The sequence below is a fragment of the Oceanobacillus polygoni genome, assembly GCF_008304605.1.
Classification (GTDB): Bacteria; Bacillota; Bacilli; order Bacillales; family Amphibacillaceae; genus Oceanobacillus; species Oceanobacillus polygoni.
Genome location: NZ_PIJY01000003.1, coordinates 1 through 17,630 on the forward strand (window position 1 = coordinate 1; position 17,630 = coordinate 17,630).

Below are 17,630 nucleotides of genomic sequence, written 5' to 3' on the forward strand. Positions count from 1 at the left end.
CCTTCACATATCTATTCAAATAAGCTTCAAAGCACAACCAAAAAACTAACTTAAATGTGTCCTAAATATTGACGTAGATCCATCATAGCAGTTTTGTTTCTAATAAATTAGGTTTAGATAATTTAATATTATTAAATAAACAAAAAACTGTTAAATTTGATCATTTAAGATCCAAAGATTTTTTTGAAAAAGTATCAGGATATGACACTTTGCGGTTAATATTATGCAAGAAAGCAATTCTAGTTGAGGGAGATTCTGATGAATTAGTACTTCAAAGGGCATATAGGGACAACAACAATGATAAATTACCTATTGAAGATGAAGTAGAAATCATTTCCGTAGGAACATCTTTCCTAAGGTTCTTAGAAATTGCTGAGTGTTTAGAGATACCTGTAAAAGTTGTTACAGACAATGATGGAGACTTAGAGTCCTTAAAACGGAAATATAATAATTACTTGGGAAAAAACAAAAAATCAAATATCGAGATTTGCTACGAAGAAAAAATACACACTGGATCACTAACTATAGGAAAAGATAATAAACCTTTTAATTATAATACTTTAGAACCAGCCTTATTACGTGCAAACAGTTTAGAAAAGTTGAATGCCATATTCGATACTAAATATGAAACTGAGGACTCTCTACTTAAGTACATGAAATCAAATAAGACTGAATGTGCATTAAAAATATTTTCATCTCAAGATAAGATTAATTATCCAGAATTTATTATGAGGGCATTGTGATGAAAAATAATCTTTTAGTTGCTGCGGCTGGTGCTGGAAAAACAACTCTTTTCGTACAAGAAGCTATAAAGCTTAAAGAAAGTGTCCTAATTACTACTTTTACTGAAGAAAATAAAAAAGAAATAAAAAAGAAATTTTTTGAGTTAAATAATGGTGTTATTCCACATAACGTTACTATTAGAACATGGTTTTCATTTTTAATAGAGCATGGCGCAAAACCATATCAAGGAAAGTTAACAAATAAAAATATAAACGGTTTGTTATTGATGAATAAAAAATCGGGATTAAGATATAGAAACGGAAAATTCCCAGTGTACTACAAAGAGGCAGAAGTTGAGAAACATTATTTTTCAAATGATTTCCAAATATATTCTGATAAGCTCTCAAAATTTGTTGTTCGTTGTAATGACAAAAATAATGGCTATGTAATTGAACGGATTGCTAAGTTATTTAAATATATCTTTATAGATGAAGTACAAGATATGGCAGGATACGATTTAGAGATAATAAAACTTTTGTTTCAATCTGATTCAATTATTAAAATTGCTGGTGACCCTAGACAAGTAACATATCACACTCATTTTCCCGACAAATATAAAAAATATTCTGATGGGAAAATACAAGATTTTATATTAAATGAATGTAGATCTATAGATTTTAATATCGATACAGAAACTCTTAGAGACAGTTGGCGTAATAGCCAGACTATCTGTGATTTTGCCAACAGTCTATTCCCAGAATATCCATCCTGTGATTCACTCCATAATGAAATTACGGGACATGATGGGGTTTTTCTTGTGAGAGAAAAAGATATTGAACGTTATTTAAAAGAATATTCTCCAACTCAATTAAGATATTCTCGAACTAAAATAGTAAACTCAAATTATGAAGTTATGAATTTTGGTGAATCCAAAGGTACAACACGTGGTAGAGTATTAATATATCCAACTCAAAAGATATCAGACTGGTTATTTAATGATAAAAAGTTTGATAATTTTGATATTAAGTGTAAATTTTATGTAGCTGTAACGAGAGCACGATATAGTGTTGCAATTGTATGTAAAAATAATATCGAAACAGATATACTCCCCATATACGAATAGTAATTAATTTTTACTTGCAACGCCATTTGGACGGTATTTACTTACCGACAGATGGCGTTTTTTGTTTTTAAATTGGAGGTGAAATATTTGAAAGATGACATGATTAAAATGGATTATAACACAAATTTAAAAATAGGAAGCCTTTTTGATGGAATAGGTGTCTTCCCCCTCTCTGCTTCCCGCTATGGCATTAGTCCAACATGGGCAAGTGAGATAGAGAAAGCACCTGTATCTATTACAAAACGACACTTCCCTCATATGCTCCATCTGGGAGATATTACAAAAATAGATGGTGGGGAAATACCGCCTGTTCATGTCATTACTTTTGGTTCGCCTTGTCAAAATTTATCAAATATCGGAAAAAGAGAAGGTCTTGCAGGAAGTCAATCTAGTTTATTTTATCATGCAATCCGAATTATTGAAGAAATGAGGTGTGCAACGAATGGAGCATATCCAGTTATCACTGTTTGGGAAAACGTCATGGGAGCTTTTTCATCAAATAACCGGCTGGATTTTAAAGCCGTGCTGGAGTCGTTCACAAAAACCGATATTCCAATGCCTACTTCTGGAGAATGGGCAAACGCTGGAATGGTCCGAGGGAAGGATGTTGATGTGTGTTGGCGACTCTTGGATGCCCGATATTGGGGAATCCCCACGCTCGCTCAAAGAAGAAGACGTATCTTCCTCGTGGCAGATTTTAGAGGAACAAGTGCCAGAGAAATACTATTTAAAGCCCGCGATTTGCAATCGTTTCCTACGTCTTGCGAAAAGGGCAGGCTGTCCTCCACCATTACAAGTGGATTATCTACTCAAAAAGCAAGGGGGAAAATACCCATCGTCCGACCCTTTCAAGAAAGACGCATGCGAAGTGCCGCAAAAGACAAAAACAAAACAGGATTCATTGGAAGTTTTGGACGGACCGATGACCCTTTTCCAACTTTGCTTGCAGGTTCCGTAAATTATTTTTCATTCTGGTATGAAGGGGAAGAAAAAGAAGGATTTATTCGTCAGCTTACCCCATTAGAATGTGAACGTTTGATGGGATTACCAGAGGGTTGGACTGCTTTAGGACACAAAGATGAAACGATTAGCGATTATGCACGATATAAAGCGATTGGAAATGCGATTGCCATGCCATGTGCGGAATATATCATGGCTGGTATTGCGGAAAGTTTATAGTAAATCAATTTTTGAGCATGTTGGATTATTCTCATCTGACGTGCTTTTTTTATGGATTCATAGAAAGGGGAAAGTTGCATGATGTCTTTGAATGAACAAGATATATACGAAGAAAAGGTCATGGAATGGATCGATGACCATTTTGTTATGAATGAAATTGAGATTGAAGACTTTCCTTTTTTTCCTTATGGGAAATTGATACGGGATAAAAATGGAGAAACAATGGTTGTATTTTGGTGTGTGATTTATGGGCGTGTGGATTATCGACTACAAGAAGCATAGGAGTGATTGACAAATGAAGATGTATTTTTCTCGTTCCCCTCCCTTCTGTCCTTGCTTTCCATATGAATAAATAACCAAAACTTAAAAAAAGAAAAGAGGTTTATATGATGGAATTAAAATATGTCATTCCAAATATGGAAAAAACGTTTGGAAATTTAGAATACGCAGGAGAAGGCAAAGTCGAACAACGCCGAATTAATGGACGTATGACCACGCTATCCAAGAGTTATAATTTGTATTCCGATATTCAACGTGCAGATGATATTGAAGTAGTTCTCCCACAAGAATCAGGAGAAAAGTTCTTTGAACATGAAGAAAAAGTAAAATTAGTCAATGCAAGAATTACCGCAGAAGGCTATAAAATTGGTGATCGAGGTTTTACAAAATACATTTTACATGCAGATGACATGGTCAAAGCATAAGGAGGAAAAAGAGATGAGATTAGCACAAGGTATTGTCATTGATAAGGAAAAAACGTTTGGTTTATTAAAATTTTCGGCATTACGTCGTGAGGTATTTCTTCAAAATGAAGATGGCACGGTATCAACAGAAGTCAAGGAACGCACGTATGATTTAAAGTCTCGTGAACAAGGTCGCATGATTCAAGTGAGTATTCCTGCTTCCATTCCCTTGAAAAAATTTGATTACAATGCAGAAGTGGAACTCATTAACCCTGTCGCAGATACCGTCGCAAATGCAACATTCCGTGGCGCAGATGTTGATTGGTACATTAAAGCAGATGATTTAGTCTTAAAGGGAAAAGCGGCAACATCGACTAGTAATGTTTCAAAATCTACCCCTGATAAGGAAAAATAATGAAAACTTTTAAGAGACGAGGGAAACGCATTAAAGAAAAAGATGCTTCCCTCGTCTTTCAATTTATATTCTTTGGATTGACTGGTGTATGGCTCGTTTCCTTTATCCCTTTTCAGCTGTCATTTTTACTCTCTACCACGTGGCAATTGGATGTGTTTCAAATACACTTTTTTAGCACATATGGATGGGTGACCTTGTTAATCAGTCTTGCCTTAACCGCTGGATGTGCGTATCTCTATTATCGCTATCGGTATGACAAGATAAAGCAAGTCATTCATCGTCAAAAGCTCGCAAAAATGATTCTGGAAAATGGCTGGTACGAAACGAAACAAGTTACACAAGAGGGTTTCTTTAAGGACATTCCATCCAATAAAACTAAGGAAAAAATCAGCCATTTTCCAAAGATATATTACCGATTTGAAAAAGGATTACTTCATATTCAAGTGGAAATTACACTTGGGAAATATCAAGATCAGTTGTTGAATCTTGAAAACAAACTGGAAAGTGGGCTGTATTGTGAATTAGTTTCAAAAGAGTTACACGATTCCTATGTAGAGTATATCCTTTTTTATGATATGAGTGTGAACCGTATTCCGATTGAGGAAGTCATTGCACAAAATGGCAGCTTAAAACTGATGAAATCACTCTATTGGGAATATGATAAATTGCCGCATATGTTAATCGCCGGTGGAACAGGCGGTGGGAAAACGTACTTTATTTTAACTTTGATTGAAGCCCTACTCAAAACAGACGCAAAATTGTATATCTTAGATCCGAAAAATGCAGATTTAGCGGATTTAGCCACTGTTATGCCAGATGTCTATTATAAAAAGGAAGACATGATGGCATGTATTGACCAATTTTATGAAGCTATGATGGTTCGTAGTGAAGAAATGAAACAGATGAAGGGTTATAAAACAGGAGAAAACTATGCTTATTTAGGCCTATCTCCTCACTTTTTAATTTTTGACGAGTACGTAGCTTTTATGGAAATGCTTGCTTCTAAGGAAAATACAGCGGTGTTAACTAAGCTAAAACAGATTGTTATGTTAGGACGACAAGCTGGCTTCTTTCTTATCCTCGCCTGTCAGCGACCAGACGCAAAATACCTTGGGGACGGCATTCGAGATCAATTTAATTTTCGGGTTGCTTTAGGTCGTATGAGTGAGCTCGGGTATGGAATGATGTTTGGAAGCGACGTACAAAAACAATTTTTCTTAAAACAGATTAAAGGCCGGGGGTATGTCGATAAAGGAGATAATGTCATTTCTGAATTTTATACACCCCTTGTCCCCAAAGGCCACGATTTTCTAAAAGAAATTGGTAAATTAGTGTAATAAAGGCTGCCCAGTGCGGCGGCGTGCGAAGCGAAAGCCGCTGTGCTGGGCAAAGCCTGCGTGGCGATAGCCACGCCTTAACCCCCCATTTCTAACAGGGGGGTAGAAAAACAATAAGAAACTGTTCCAAAAGCTAATAACACCTGATGGCGCAACGGTTTGGAACATATGGAGAAGATGTCAGCTTTTAACCTTTAGTTGACATCTTTTTTAGTTTGGAGGAATGCACATGAACCAAGTACCTTGGTATCAACAATTAAAGGAAAAACGACTGGAATACGGTGTGTCTCAAAATAAACTGGCTGTTCATATTGGGATTTCAAGACAATATATGAGTGAAATCGAAACAGGAAAAGTAACTCCTTCCGATTCACTACAAGCTGCCTTGTTCGATATTTTAGAACAATTTAACCCAGATGCTCCATTAGAAATCTTATTTGATTATGTGCGAATTCGATTTTTAACGACAAACCCGAAACCAGTTATTGAAGATATTTTGAAACTTAAAATGGAATACATGTTACATGAGGATTTTGCATTTTACTCTTATATGGAACAATACGTTTTTGGTGATATTGTGGTCATGGTTTCTCCTGATGAAGACAAAGGCTGTTTACTTGAACTTAAAGGAAAAGGATGCAGGCAATTTGAGAATTTCCTACTAGCACAGCAACGAACATGGTTCGATTTTTTTATGGAAGTGTTTCGTGTTGGTGGAGTTTTTAAACGAATTGATCTTGCGATAAACGATAAAACAGGGATATTGGATATTCCATTTCTGACTAACAAATGTCGTAATGAAGAATGTATCTCTGTTTTCCGTAGTTTTAAAAGCTATCGTTCTGGTGAACTTGTGCAGAGTGAAGACAAGCCTGACATGGGAATGGGAAATACGTTATATATTGGTTCTTTAAAAAGTGACGTGTACTTTTGTGCGTATGAAAAGGATTATGAACAATACGTGAAATATGGAACATCACTCGAAGATACGGACGTGAAAAATCGTTTTGAAATCCGTTTGAAAAATGATCGTGCTTACCATGCGGTTGTCGATCTAATGATGTATGAAGACGCAGGACGGACTGCCTTTTCGATCATTAATCGGTATATTCGTTTTGTCGATAAAAACGAGGAAAAACGTCGCAGTAGTTGGAAAATGAATAAGGAATGGCAACGATTTTTGGATTTGGGTGTGAATAGAAAAATTTCATTAACGACAAAGCCCGAACCTTACACTTTTGATAAGACACTCAGATGGCTAGCTCATCAAGTCGCCCCAACTTGGAAACTAGCGACAAAGATAGATGAACTCAATCAAACGAGTGTAATTAAGGATATGTTGGAACAGACAGAGTTATCCAAGCGCCATCAAAAAATACTCATGCAACAAACCATTCCTATAGAGAAAGTGATTCAACCATCATCAGATAACGAATGATTAACTTATGAAGGGAGAAAATCCAAATGAATTTTGGGCAGAATTTATACAACTGGTTTCTAAGTAATGCACAATCGTTAGTATTAATGGCAATTGTCGTGATTGGAATTTATTTAGGCTTTAAACGGGAGTTTTCCAAATTGATAGGCTTTTTAATTATTGCTTTGGTTGCGGTTGGATTAGTCTTTAATGCGGCCGGAGTGAAAGATGTGTTGTTAAACCTCTTTAATCGAATCATAGGGGCTTAAATTATACCGTTTTTTTGTGGAAGATAAGCGGTCTTCTTATGTTCTGCAAAAAAATGGTGGACCAAACGGTAGTGCGGTAGGGATTAACAAGCCTCATTTGTGTATCAGCAGATAATAAGCTGCTGCTTTTTTTTATGGTTATTTTTAATAAAAAGGATGTGATAACCAATGGAAATGCAGGTCTATATAGCTAACCTCGGAAAATATAATGAGGGTGAATTGGTTGGTGCTTGGTTTACCCCACCCATTGATATGGAAGATGTGAAAGAACGTATTGGTTTAAAGGACGAATATGAAGAATATGCAATTCATGATTTCGAGTTGCCCTTTGAGGTGGATGAATATACGCCGATTTCTGAAATCAATCGGTTATGTGCAATGGTTCAAGAAATCGAAGGCTCTCCTTTATATGATGCACTATCAGAAGTGCAAGGCTATTGGTTTGATAGTTTGGAAGAATTACTGGAACATCAGGATGACATCATTTGTTATTCTGATTGTGAAAATATGGAAGATGTTGCGAGATATTTGATAGAAGAAACAGGCGTACTTGGGGAAGTCCCTGCTAATTTACAGAATTATATTGATTATAGAGCTTTTGGACGTGATCTTGAAATTGAAGGCAGCTTTCTTGTGACGTCACATGGTGTATTTGAATATGTTCAATAGATGGAGAAGCAACTTGTTATTGGACAGGTTGTTTTTTCTATGTGTGAAAGGTTGATTCTATTTGAAAAAATTAAAGAGCTACACACGTATTTGGTCGGTAGAAAAAGTCATCTATGCAATTAATGATTTTCGCTTACCCTTTCCCGTAACATTCAATCAAATGTCATGGTTTGTCTTTTCACTTCTAGTGGTGATGTTACTTGGGAATCTTCCCCCACTCTCTTTTATTGATGGAGCGTTATTAAAATATATCGGGATTCCAGTTGGTTTGACATGGTTTATGAGTCAGAAAACATTTGATGGCAAGAAACCGTATAGCTTTCTCAAGTCCGTATTGACATATTGGTTCCGGCCTAAAGTGACTTATGCAGGAAAACCCGTCAAACTTCAACGTGTGAAGGTAAATGAATCCATCACTGCTGTGAGGAGTGAAGTCCATGCGTTATCCGATTAAATACCTTGAAAATAATCTTGTTTTCAATCATGACGGCGAATGTTTTGCCTATTATGAGTTGTTGCCATATAATTATTCCTTTTTATCGGAGGATGAGAAAATACAAGTACATGACCACTTCCGTCAATTAATTGCCCAGAATCAAGACGGCAAAATTCATGCCTTACAGATCAGTACCGCAAGCAGTATTCGTTCGGTGCAGGAACGAAGTAAAGAGTTAGTGACAGGACGATTAAAAGAAGTTGCTTATGAGCGTATTGATGACCAAACGGAAGCCCTTGTTTCCATGATTGGTGAACATCAAGTAGACTATCGTTTTTTTATCGGGTTTAAACTATTGCTGAATGAAGAAGAAGTCAGTATGAAAGCAATGGGGAAAAACATCAAAAATTCACTTTCTTCATTTGTCCGTGATGTAAACCATCACCTGATGGGAGATTTTGTTTCCATGCCTCATGAAGAAATCAGACGTTTCTCTAAAATGGAATCTTTATTACAAAACAAAATATCTAGGCGTTTTAAAGTACGCCCTCTAGATAAAAATGACTTTGGCTATCTGATTGAACATCTTCATGAACAAACAGGAATTGCTTATGACGAATATGACTATGCCCTCCCTCTAAAGAAATTAAAAAAGGAAACTTTAGTGAAGCGTTATGATCTGATTAAACCGACTCGTTGTTTGATCAAGGAAAACCAACGTTATTTAAAAATCGAACAGGAAGAACAGACGACTTATGTTTCTTATTTTACCATCAACTCGATTGTCGGTGATCTTGAATTTCCATCCGATGAAATCTTTTATTATCAACAACAACAATTCGATTTCCCAATCGATACGTCCATGAATGTAGAAATAGTCACCAACAAAAAAGCCTTGTCTACCGTACGAAATAAGAAAAAAGAACTCAAAGACTTGGATAATCATGCCTGGGAATCCGATAACGAAACAGGCAGTAATGTTATCGACGCATTGGAACAGGTGAACGAATTAGAAGACGTTCTCGACCAAACGAAGGAATCGATGTATAAGTTAAGTTATGTGATCCGAGTTTCTGCCCCTAATTTAGACGAACTTAAACAGCGTTGTAATGAGGTGAAAGATTTTTATGACGATTTAAACGTGAAACTCGTTCGTCCATTTGGGGATATGTTGGGCTTACACAGTGAATTTATCCCAGCTAGTAAGCGTTATATGAATGATTACATTCAATATGTTACGTCTGATTTTCTTGCAGGACTTGGATTTGGGGCAACACAAATGTTGGGAGAAACGGAAGGGATTTATTTTGGTTACAACTTAGATACGGGAAGAAATGTCTATCTCAATCCAAGCCTAGCCAGTCAAGGCGTAAAAGGTTCTGTCACCAATGCGTTAGCATCTGCATTCTTAGGTTCACTCGGTGGTGGGAAATCCTTTAGTAATAACCTGCTTGTCTATTATGCGGTTCTTTTTGGTGGTCAAGCTCTCATTGTTGACCCAAAAGCGGAACGAGGAAAATGGAAAGAAACATTGCCCGAAATTGCTCATGAAATAAATATTGTCAATTTAACGAGTGAGGAAAGCAATAAAGGACTACTTGATCCTTTTGTCATTATGAAAAAGAAAAAGGATTCGGAAAGTCTTGCGATTGATATTCTTACCTTTCTCACGGGTATATCGAGTCGAGATGGAGATAAATTCCCGGTATTACGACGAGCGATTCGAGCCGTCGGCCAACAGGAAGAACGTGGTTTACTTCTTGTGATCCATGAACTAAGAAGTGATCCCAATCCTTTAGCAGGCCCTATTGCTGACCATATCGAAAGTTTTACGGATTATGACTTCGCCCACCTTCTGTTTTCAGATGGAACAGTGAAAAACTCGATTAGCTTAGAAAAACAATTAAATATCATCCAAGTGGCAGACTTAGTATTACCAGATGCAGAAACAAATTTTGAAGAGTATACGACGATGGAGTTACTTAGTGTCGCTATGCTCATTGTCATTTCTACATTTGCATTAGATTTTATCCATTCGGATCGCAGTGTATTCAAAATTGTAGATTTAGACGAAGCTTGGTCATTCTTGCAAGTAGCACAAGGAAAGACATTATCTAACAAACTAGTGCGAGCGGGGCGTGCGATGAATGCGGGTGTGTACTTCGTCACGCAAAATGCGGCTGATCTAACCGATGAAAAACTAAAAAATAACATTGGTGTGAAGTTTGCTTTTCGCTCTAGGGATATAAATGAAATAAAAAAGACACTTGAATTTTTTGGAGTAGATAAAGAAGATGAAGGGAATCAAAGGAAACTTCGGGAACTGGAGAACGGTCAATGTTTAATTCAAGATTTGTATGGACGTGTGGGGATTATTCAAGTCCACCCTGTCTTTGAAGATTTATTTTATGCTTTTGACACGCGTCCACCTTCACAGGAGAAGAAAGGTGGCGATTAATTTGAACAAACAAAAATGGAAAAAGATTGTCTTAACGGTGGTACTTATTGGTACTACCGTTTTTCTATGCCTTCTTTTACTTGGAACATTTGCCCAAGCTGCTGGGTTGGTTGATGATACGATATCGGAAGACAATCTGTATTCTAAATATCCGCTTGATCATTACCAACTCGATTTTTACGTAGACACAGGTTGGGATTGGCTGCCATGGAATTGGAATGATGGCATTGGAAAACAAGTGATGTATGGGCTATACACAATCACGAATTTCATTTGGATTATTAGCCTGTATTTATCAAATGCGACAGGCTACTTAATCCAACAAGCTTATTCTCTCGACTTCATTTCCCAAACAGCAGACGCTATCGGGAAAAACATGCAAACATTAGCTGGAATTACAGCAAGTGGGTTCAGTAGTTCTGGATTTTATGTAGGTTTTTTGCTTCTTTTCATTTTAGTGATTGGGATTTACGTGGCATATACAGGATTAATGAAACGGGAAACGACGAAAGCCATTCGGGCGATCCTAAACTTTTTAGTCGTTTTTATTTTGTCAGCTTCTTTTATCGCTTACGCTCCAACATATATTGCTAAAATCAATGATTTTTCAGCAGATATTAGTCAAGCAAGTTTAGATTTAGGAACTAAAATTTTGATGCCTAACTCTACAAGTCAAGGAAAAGACAGCGTTGATCTGATACGGAATAACCTCTTTTCCATTCAAGTGGAACAGCCTTGGATGTTATTACAATTTGGTGATTCGGATAAAGAAACAATTGGCGAAGAACGTGTCGAAACCTTAGTTTCTATCAATCCTGATACGAATAACGGGAAAGATCGTGAAGATGCTGTCAAAGCAGAAATTGAAGACCATGACAATAAAAACTTAACGATTACGAAAACGACCACTCGCTTAGGAATGGTCTTCTTTTTATTTCTATTCAATATTGGGATTTCAATTTTTGTGTTTCTTCTATCGGGAATTATGATCTTCTCGCAAATTCTGTTTATTATCTATGCGATGTTTTTACCCATCAGTTTTTTACTGTCGATGATACCGACTTTTGAAAACATGGGAAAACAGGCGATTATGAAACTATTTAATGTGATTATGCTTCGGGCTGGTATTACGCTCATTATTACCGTTGCTTTTAGTGTTTCATCCATGCTTTACAGCTTAACAACAAGTTATCCATTTTTCTTGATTGCCTTTTTGCAGATTGTGACGTTTGCAGGCATTTACATGAAACTTGGTGACATTATGAGCATGTTTAACCTGCAAAGTAATGATTCCCAACAGGTCGGACGTAAAGTCATGCGTCGTCCTTATCGAATATTCAATCGAGGCAACCGTCGATTACAACGTACGATTGGGCGTACTCTTGCGGGGGCAACAGCTGGAGCAACGGTCGGGGCAATAGTCGGGAAATCAAAACAAACAAAAGGTTCATCCTCTCCCCTACGCCCATTGCAACGGTTAACATCGACTACAAAAAATAACAAAGAACGTCCAACTGATCGTACGAAACCAACATCTTTAAGTCAGAAAATGGGTCAAGTCACAGGGAAAATCGTTGGTGCGAAAAATCAGTTCCGTGCGAATATAGATCACCGCAAAGAACAACTGCATGATTTACCTACTACTACCCAATTTGCGGTGATGCAAGGAAAAGAACAGCTTACAAAACCCGCCCGTGATTTTAAAGAAGGCATGAAGCAAGCAAAGGAAAAGAGACAAAAAACAGATGCAGACCGTCAAGCAAAACATCGTCAAACCATTGCGGATAGGCGGCAAGCATTGGATAAAAAACGTACCCCTTCTCGAAAGACTGCCAGTCATGAACGACCAGTCACGCATGATGTCAATGAATCAGCACATCAAGACAGATTAAAGAACCCAACTGTTCAACAAAAAGAAAAGATAAGACCTGTCGCAAAAAGCGAGCATATGAAGCAATTCAAATTACAACGACAGTTATCGAGTCCAGACAGAAAAGAGTATTTTACAGATAATCCCAAACAACCTGTAAAAAAAGAAAACCGATCTCCCAATGAAGAACGTTCTCGATCAAAAAATAGTCGGACAATCATCGAGCGTCCTTCTAAACCGTTGAAACGTACAAACCAGAAACAAATCACTAAGCGTCCAATCCATGCAACTAGGAGGAAACGCTAATGAAAGTCATGAAATTAAAGATCATGTTCATTGCTTTGGGATTAGGCTTTCTTGCCTTTTTAGGATTATTGGCCTTTGTAGCGATTTTTATATCGAATGAAGAACACTCATTAGATAGTGATGACTCCATTGATGAGATAGGCGGTATATCTGTTTCTGCGGATGTGCTAAAACATCAAGCAATGGTAGAAAAATATGCGAAAGAATATGGCATTCTTGAGTATGTTTCTACTCTACTTGCCATTATTGAAGTAGAAAGCGGCGGCAAGTTAAAAGATGTGATGCAAAGTAGTGAATCATTGGGATTACCACCAAACACATTGGATACCGAAGCATCGATTCAACAAGGGACAAAATACTTTGCGGATTTATTACGTTCCGCAAAAGCAAGCGGTGTCGATGAGAATACAGTCATTCAAGCATATAACTATGGCGGTGCTTTTATTGATTACGTTGCAAAAAGAGACACACAATATAGTTTTGGACTAGCCGAAAGTTTTGCGAAAGAACGTTCAGGCGGTAGCAGAGTCACTTATTCAAATCCAATAGCCAAAAAGAAAAATGGTGGTTGGCGTTACCGTTATGGCAATATGTTTTATGTCGATTTAGTCAGTCAATATTTTATATCGCCTCACTTCGATGATGAAATGGTTCAGATCGTGATGAATGAAGCTTTAAAGTATGAAGGGTTTCCTTATGTTTTTGGGGGAGATAATCCAAATACTTCTTTTGATTGTAGCGGATTAACACAATGGAGTTATCGAAAGGCAGGTATTAACTTGCCCCGAACAGCGCAGGAACAGTATGACGTGACCGAGCATATACCCTTGTCTGAAGCAAAACCTGGTGATTTAGTATTCTTTCATTCCACATATAATGCAGGAACCTATGTCACTCACGTTGGGATCTATGTTGGGAACAACCAAATGTATAATGCTGGAGATCCAATCGGTTATGCAAATTTAACTACTGCCTACTGGCAAAAGCACTTAATTGGAGCTGGACGTATTAAACAATAGAAAGGTTTGAATCAGATGAGAAGATTTTTTCAAAGAAAAGAAAAACAAACGACCGAAGCAAAATCCAGAAAAATGAAAGTACGGACTGTCGGTACACGTAAAAAAACAGTAACTCTTTTATGGATATTACTTATTGGTAGCCTAGCCTTTGGGATCTATAAAAACTTTACAGCAATTGATCAACATACCGTTCATGAAAGAGAAATCATTGAAACCAAGATCATGGATACCAATGCGATTGAGAGCTTTACAAAAAACTTTGTGAAAGACTACTACACTTGGCAAAACGAAAAAGATTCCATTGAACAACGAGCGGAAAAGATCAGTCACTATTTGACAGAGGAATTACAAGCTTTAAATACCGATACTGTTAGAGTGGATATTCCTACTAGTTCCAGTGTGAGTGGTATTGATATCTGGTCAGTGTCACCAAAGAATGATAGTACCTATGCGGTTGTTTATTCGGTAGATCAAAAAATTACGGAAGATAAAAATAGCGAAAGGGTCCGATCCACCTATCGAATCATACTACATCAAGATAATATAGGTAACTTAGTTATTAAACAAAACCCTACCTTATGGAGCATACCGAATAAATCAGACTATGAGCCACAACAACCTGAAAGTAATGGTACAGTTGATTCCGATACTGTGCAAGAAGTGACAGAGTTTTTGGAGACGTTCTTTACATTTTATCCGACTGCAACAGAACAGGAACTTGATTATTATGTGAAAAATAATGCTTTACCACCGATTGGTAAGGATTATCTATTTTCAGGGCTAGTCAATCCAGTATTCCAGACAATAGAGAACCAAATAAAAGTATGGGTTACTGTTAAATATATTGACGAAGCAACAAAAGCCACACAGTATTCACAATATATAATCACGTTAGAAAAAGATACAAATTGGATGATTGTCGAGTAAAAATGATTAAGTTTATTTACTGTAGCTTTTTAGAATAAAGGTTTGATCAAAAACAACCCGCAGACCCATAATTAAATTAAAAGAACCCGTTTTGAACCAAGCTGTTTCAGCAATCATTTTTCTTTTGTGATCATAATCAACTATTTTCGGCATTTAAATCACCTCTTGCTTTTATTTCACACACTGTGTTATTATCGTTTCATCACAGTGTGTGAAATAAATAAGGGGGATGTTTAGGTTCTAAAATCACTCATTGGAACATTAAAGCGGATGGACATTAATAAAGTGGTGAAATAGGACCTTCTTAAACAATTAAATCATTTGTAAGGTACATTAAACTTCCTTTTTAACCGAACAAGTTTAATAAATGGTTTTATGAACTGTTTGGGGGATATGAAAAGGAATCTTAGAAATGAAACGAAGATAGTCATGAGCAGTGCCTACTTTTTTCAGGGAAAGGAGATTGAAATAGATGGATCTTCATTACGAAATTAAAGGAAACGGAAAGCCGGTTATACTCCTTCATAGTGGAGCTATGGATTCACGTGACTGGGAATTCATCACACCACATCTTTCAAAGTCGTTCAAAGTAATCACTCTTGATGTCCGGGGTGCAGGAAGGTCACCCATTCCGAATGAACCCATTGATTATGTTGAGGATCTTAGAAAACTTTTGGACCATCTTAAAATTAAGAAAGGTGCTCTCGTTGGACATTCCCTAGGCGGACAAATTGCAACTGATTTTACTCTGACCTATCCGAAAAGGGTTTCTCAACTGGTATTGGTCGCTCCAGGCCTGTCGGGGTTTAAATTTTCTTCCGAACATGCGGAATTAGAGAGCCGAGTTTCTAAAGCTGCACCAGATGTCGAGAAAATGACTAATGTAACATTAAGTGAGCCTTCCTGGAGCGTTTCTATCGGAAAAGCATACGATTTATTGCGCGAAATGATGATACATAATATTCAAAAGACCTTTGATTGGAAAACATTCGAAACTGTTTCCTCCAATTCAGCGATGGAAAGATTGGGAGAAATTAAAACGAAGACACTTTTTATCATAGGCGAGGAGGACTCAGAAGATCTCTTTAAAATCGCACAATTATATAAGGAAATTCCCAATATTAACTTTGTGCGTATACCTGGCGCTAATCACATCATCACTTTGACCCATCCTAAGGACGTTTCCGACCACATCAGTCATTTTTTGAGCTTACTAGAATGGTAATATCACGAAAACACAGATAAGGGATCAGTTCCAGTTCGGGAAAATCGCAAATGGAAGCAATCCCACCAGAACGTTGTCCTGAATGTGGTTTTGACAAGTATATAAGCATAGCTTACGAAAGCAATTGATTATGGATTTTGACTACGTATCATTCAAAGAGTGAGAATACCAATTTGAGACTCCTAAATGACTTGGGATAGATGAAATACATTAAATATGCCTTTACAGTTATATTCCGTTTGTGTTATATTCAAATCACATGAATTAAGTCAAGTGTCAGAGAGGGGATGCGATGATAAAAATAGATATTTTTTTAATGGGGTGAGCGACATGTCAGGTAAAATTCCAGGCATGAATGTATCTATGCTGGGGGCATTGGCTGAACCTAATCGAATGGCAATCGTTGAGTTGCTGCGTAATGGGTCTTTAACAGTGGGGGAAATTGCTAATCGGTTGGAATTGAGCCAGCCGCATGCTTCAAAGCATTTAAAGGTGCTGAGTGACAATGGAATTGTAGAAGTGAAGCCAGAAGCTAATCGTCGATATTACAAGCTACGGTCTGAGCCCTTCCGAGTAATAGAATATTGGGCGACTTCCTTTCAAAAGGATATGGAAAGAAGACTCGACAACTTGGACGATTATGTACAAGAACTGCAAAATAAAAAACAATAGACAAGTGAAAAATAAGGAGGAAAAATTATGCCAAATAACAAAATGGTTTCAAGAGTAGAGAAAGAAAGGTTTCTTGTTTTAGAACGAGTTTATGATATGCCACGTGATCAACTATTTCAACTATTTAAGGAACCAGAGCATTTAAAGCGCTGGTGGAGTACGGATGGTTGGGAACTGCCCGTTTGCAACATGGACTTTCGCCCAGGAGGCGTATGGCACTATTGCATGAAATGTGTTGATAAGAATCAAGAAGAATATGGAATGGAATCTTGGAACAAAACCATTTATAAAGACATTATTGAGCCAGAAAAGATTGTTTATAACGATTATTTTTCGGATGCAGAAGGCAATATCAATGAGTCCATGCCTTCTCCAGAGGTCACGATGGAATTCATCGATTTAGGCAGTCAAACAAAATTGGTCAGCCGTTCTGAATTCGATTCAGCGGATTCCCTGCAAGCTGTTTTGGACATGGGATTGTTGGAAGGAATCACACAAACATGGAATAATTTAGATGTATTGGTAGAGAGATTAAAATAGAGAATAAAGCTTTGATCATTTAATATGATTTTTGACAAAACACTCACAAAGGGCTGTCTAATACGTCTCGAAAATAAAACAAGAGGGGAAAATATCTTTCTTCCTCTTGTTTTTCGTTTCTAAAAAATCTTCGAAAAGTAGCCTGCGAGGTTCAGCTAATTTCAGAATACTGTAGACCAATGCCAATAATTTGGCGATCCTATTAAAGGGAATAAGGTAGGCAAGGTAACCTAGATGATTGTTTCTAAATGATAACAGATTACTTCTTTTACCTTTTTTGGAGAGTAAACATCAGGTCTTAACAGGGCATGAATGAACAAGCCATCAATTAATGCCGATAGCCTACTTATCTCTAATTGTAC

The 17,630-nt window shown here is 37.1% G+C and carries 20 protein-coding genes; 18 read left to right on the forward strand and 2 right to left on the reverse strand.

The annotated features are described in order from the left end of the window. Window positions 1-209 precede the first annotated feature (209 nt). From F1560_RS01090 to F1560_RS01160, 15 genes are all read left to right on the forward strand, one after another. Window positions 210-743: an ATP-dependent endonuclease gene (locus F1560_RS01090; protein ID WP_223116394.1), complete on the forward strand. Its 534-nt coding sequence runs from the start codon at window positions 210-212 to the stop codon at window positions 741-743. After that, window positions 743-1,846: a UvrD-helicase domain-containing protein gene (locus F1560_RS01095; protein WP_149472842.1), complete on the forward strand. Its 1,104-nt coding sequence runs from the start codon at window positions 743-745 to the stop codon at window positions 1,844-1,846. Before F1560_RS01090 ends, F1560_RS01095 begins: the two co-directional genes overlap by 1 nt. A 78-nt stretch (window positions 1,847-1,924) precedes the next feature. Further along, the gene (locus F1560_RS01100) at window positions 1,925-3,025 is read left to right on the forward strand and encodes a DNA cytosine methyltransferase (protein WP_246811895.1); all 1,101 of its coding nucleotides are present in this window, start codon (window positions 1,925-1,927) and stop codon (window positions 3,023-3,025) included. Window positions 3,026-3,103: 78 nt separating this feature from the next. Continuing rightward, window positions 3,104-3,307, forward strand: a complete 204-nt coding sequence (locus F1560_RS01105) for a hypothetical protein (RefSeq protein WP_149472843.1) — start codon at window positions 3,104-3,106, stop codon at window positions 3,305-3,307. Between the two features lie 107 nt (window positions 3,308-3,414). After that, window positions 3,415-3,729, forward strand: coding sequence for a YdcP family protein (locus tag F1560_RS01110; RefSeq protein WP_149472844.1), 315 nt, complete (start codon window positions 3,415-3,417; stop codon window positions 3,727-3,729). Between the two features lie 13 nt (window positions 3,730-3,742). Further along, the gene (locus tag F1560_RS01115; protein WP_149472845.1) at window positions 3,743-4,123 is read left to right on the forward strand and encodes a YdcP family protein; all 381 of its coding nucleotides are present in this window, start codon (window positions 3,743-3,745) and stop codon (window positions 4,121-4,123) included. Then, window positions 4,123-5,460, forward strand: coding sequence for an FtsK/SpoIIIE domain-containing protein (locus tag F1560_RS01120; protein WP_149472846.1), 1,338 nt, complete (start codon window positions 4,123-4,125; stop codon window positions 5,458-5,460). The genes F1560_RS01115 and F1560_RS01120 overlap by 1 nt, the downstream gene beginning before the upstream one ends. A 229-nt stretch (window positions 5,461-5,689) precedes the next feature. Further along, window positions 5,690-6,898, forward strand: a complete 1,209-nt coding sequence (gene mobT, locus F1560_RS01125; RefSeq protein ID WP_149472847.1) for a MobT family relaxase — start codon at window positions 5,690-5,692, stop codon at window positions 6,896-6,898. A 26-nt stretch (window positions 6,899-6,924) separates the two neighbouring features. After that, on the forward strand, window positions 6,925-7,146 hold the full coding sequence (locus tag F1560_RS01130) for a hypothetical protein (protein WP_010097509.1): 222 nt from the start codon (window positions 6,925-6,927) through the stop codon (window positions 7,144-7,146). Window positions 7,147-7,314: 168 nt separating this feature from the next. Next, complete coding sequence (locus F1560_RS01135; protein ID WP_088053208.1) at window positions 7,315-7,815, forward strand: antirestriction protein ArdA; 501 nt, start codon at window positions 7,315-7,317, stop codon at window positions 7,813-7,815. Window positions 7,816-7,876: 61 nt separating this feature from the next. Beyond that, window positions 7,877-8,269: a conjugal transfer protein gene (locus tag F1560_RS01140; protein WP_149472848.1), complete on the forward strand. Its 393-nt coding sequence runs from the start codon at window positions 7,877-7,879 to the stop codon at window positions 8,267-8,269. Continuing rightward, window positions 8,253-10,709, forward strand: a complete 2,457-nt coding sequence (gene tcpF, locus F1560_RS01145; RefSeq protein ID WP_088053206.1) for a conjugal transfer ATPase TcpF — start codon at window positions 8,253-8,255, stop codon at window positions 10,707-10,709. The genes F1560_RS01140 and tcpF overlap by 17 nt, the downstream gene beginning before the upstream one ends. Further along, entirely contained in the window at window positions 10,660-12,885 is a 2,226-nt protein-coding gene (locus F1560_RS01150; RefSeq protein ID WP_420874459.1) for a CD3337/EF1877 family mobilome membrane protein, read from the forward strand. Before tcpF ends, F1560_RS01150 begins: the two co-directional genes overlap by 50 nt. 8 nt (window positions 12,886-12,893) lie before the next feature. Then, on the forward strand, window positions 12,894-13,904 hold the full coding sequence (locus F1560_RS01155; RefSeq protein ID WP_187773598.1) for a bifunctional lytic transglycosylase/C40 family peptidase: 1,011 nt from the start codon (window positions 12,894-12,896) through the stop codon (window positions 13,902-13,904). 15 nt (window positions 13,905-13,919) lie between these two features. After that, the gene (locus F1560_RS01160; RefSeq protein ID WP_095312450.1) at window positions 13,920-14,831 is read left to right on the forward strand and encodes a conjugal transfer protein; all 912 of its coding nucleotides are present in this window, start codon (window positions 13,920-13,922) and stop codon (window positions 14,829-14,831) included. Window positions 14,832-14,843: 12 nt separating this feature from the next. On the opposite strand, the gene F1560_RS21980 is transcribed toward F1560_RS01160, so the two are convergent. Then, entirely contained in the window at window positions 14,844-14,984 is a 141-nt protein-coding gene (locus F1560_RS21980; protein WP_156988924.1) for a hypothetical protein, read from the reverse strand. A 319-nt stretch (window positions 14,985-15,303) separates the two neighbouring features. Here F1560_RS21980 and F1560_RS01165 point away from each other — a divergent pair, with 319 nt between their 5' ends. From F1560_RS01165 to F1560_RS01180, 3 genes are all read left to right on the forward strand, one after another. Continuing rightward, window positions 15,304-16,056, forward strand: a complete 753-nt coding sequence (locus F1560_RS01165; protein WP_149472850.1) for an alpha/beta fold hydrolase — start codon at window positions 15,304-15,306, stop codon at window positions 16,054-16,056. Window positions 16,057-16,386: 330 nt separating this feature from the next. Further along, on the forward strand, window positions 16,387-16,728 hold the full coding sequence (locus F1560_RS01175) for an ArsR/SmtB family transcription factor (RefSeq protein WP_062750319.1): 342 nt from the start codon (window positions 16,387-16,389) through the stop codon (window positions 16,726-16,728). Window positions 16,729-16,755: 27 nt separating this feature from the next. Continuing rightward, entirely contained in the window at window positions 16,756-17,268 is a 513-nt protein-coding gene (locus F1560_RS01180) for an SRPBCC domain-containing protein (protein ID WP_149472851.1), read from the forward strand. A 230-nt stretch (window positions 17,269-17,498) separates the two neighbouring features. Here the strand turns inward: F1560_RS01180 and F1560_RS22345 are convergent, their stop codons facing one another. Further along, the gene (locus F1560_RS22345; protein ID WP_245347867.1) at window positions 17,499-17,588 is read right to left on the reverse strand and encodes a hypothetical protein; all 90 of its coding nucleotides are present in this window, start codon (window positions 17,586-17,588) and stop codon (window positions 17,499-17,501) included. Window positions 17,589-17,630 lie beyond the last annotated feature (42 nt).

Bases quoted from the DNA above. Each gene is read 5' to 3' on its own strand.
- F1560_RS01095 (WP_149472842.1), top strand. From the start codon at position 743: ATGAAAAATAATCTTTTAGTTGCTGCGGCTGGTGCTGGAAAAACAACT.
- F1560_RS01105 (WP_149472843.1), top strand. From the start codon at position 3,104: ATGATGTCTTTGAATGAACAAGATATATACGAAGAAAAGGTCATGGAA.
- F1560_RS01110 (WP_149472844.1), top strand. From the start codon at position 3,415: ATGGAATTAAAATATGTCATTCCAAATATGGAAAAAACGTTTGGAAAT.
- F1560_RS01115 (WP_149472845.1), top strand. From the start codon at position 3,743: ATGAGATTAGCACAAGGTATTGTCATTGATAAGGAAAAAACGTTTGGT.
- F1560_RS01120 (WP_149472846.1), top strand. From the start codon at position 4,123: ATGAAAACTTTTAAGAGACGAGGGAAACGCATTAAAGAAAAAGATGCT.
- mobT (WP_149472847.1), top strand. From the start codon at position 5,690: ATGAACCAAGTACCTTGGTATCAACAATTAAAGGAAAAACGACTGGAA.
- F1560_RS01130 (WP_010097509.1), top strand. From the start codon at position 6,925: ATGAATTTTGGGCAGAATTTATACAACTGGTTTCTAAGTAATGCACAA.
- F1560_RS01135 (WP_088053208.1), top strand. From the start codon at position 7,315: ATGGAAATGCAGGTCTATATAGCTAACCTCGGAAAATATAATGAGGGT.
- tcpF (WP_088053206.1), top strand. From the start codon at position 8,253: ATGCGTTATCCGATTAAATACCTTGAAAATAATCTTGTTTTCAATCAT.
- F1560_RS01150 (WP_420874459.1), top strand. From the start codon at position 10,660: ATGCTTTTGACACGCGTCCACCTTCACAGGAGAAGAAAGGTGGCGATT.
- F1560_RS01155 (WP_187773598.1), top strand. From the start codon at position 12,894: ATGAAATTAAAGATCATGTTCATTGCTTTGGGATTAGGCTTTCTTGCC.
- F1560_RS01160 (WP_095312450.1), top strand. From the start codon at position 13,920: ATGAGAAGATTTTTTCAAAGAAAAGAAAAACAAACGACCGAAGCAAAA.
- F1560_RS21980 (WP_156988924.1), bottom strand. From the start codon at position 14,984: ATGCCGAAAATAGTTGATTATGATCACAAAAGAAAAATGATTGCTGAA.
- F1560_RS01165 (WP_149472850.1), top strand. From the start codon at position 15,304: ATGGATCTTCATTACGAAATTAAAGGAAACGGAAAGCCGGTTATACTC.
- F1560_RS01175 (WP_062750319.1), top strand. From the start codon at position 16,387: ATGTCAGGTAAAATTCCAGGCATGAATGTATCTATGCTGGGGGCATTG.
- F1560_RS01180 (WP_149472851.1), top strand. From the start codon at position 16,756: ATGCCAAATAACAAAATGGTTTCAAGAGTAGAGAAAGAAAGGTTTCTT.